This is a genomic window from Rhizobacter sp. P3_B12 (assembly GCF_056402895.1).
On sequence record NZ_JBFUGN010001737.1, the window covers coordinates 1 to 581 of the forward strand.

Sequence of the window (581 nt, forward strand, 5' to 3'; positions counted from 1 at the left end):
GCTGGCCGCCGCCCAGGGGCTGGACGAGCCCGCCAGGCTGCAGACGATCAACGAATTCTTCAACCGCCGCGTGCTGTTCCGCGATGACACCGAGGTCTGGGGCCAGGTCGACTACTGGGCCAGCCCGCTCGAGACGCTGGGCAAGGGCGCCGGCGACTGCGAGGACTACGCGATCGCCAAGTACTTCAGCCTGCTGGCGCTCGGCGTGCCGACCGCGAAGCTGCGGCTCGTCTACGTGCGGGCGCAGATCGGCGGGCCGAACGGCGTGGTGCAGGCGCACATGGTGCTCGCCTGGTATGCCGCGCCGGACGCCGAGCCGCTGATTCTCGACAACCTCATCACCGAGGTGCGGCCGGCGTCGCGGCGGCCCGATCTGACCCCCGTCTTCAGCTTCAACAGCGACGGCCTGTGGCAGGGCGTCGGCCCGCAGGCGGCCGGCGACCCGTCGGTGCGCCTGTCGCGCTGGCGCGAAGTGCTTGCGAAGGCCCGCGCCGAGGGGTTCCAATGAGTCAACGAACGAGGGAGAGAGCATGTCGCTGATCCGCCAGATCTGGTTGTTGCTGCTGGGCACGGTGCTGCTG

1 protein-coding gene is annotated in these 581 nt (G+C 69.9%); it reads left to right on the plus strand.

The window, feature by feature from the left end:
- A partial coding sequence (locus AC1D01_RS37960; protein ID WP_477875146.1) for a transglutaminase-like cysteine peptidase occupies positions 1 to 508 on the plus strand: 508 nt, incomplete at its 5' end.
- Positions 509 to 581 lie beyond the last annotated feature (73 nt).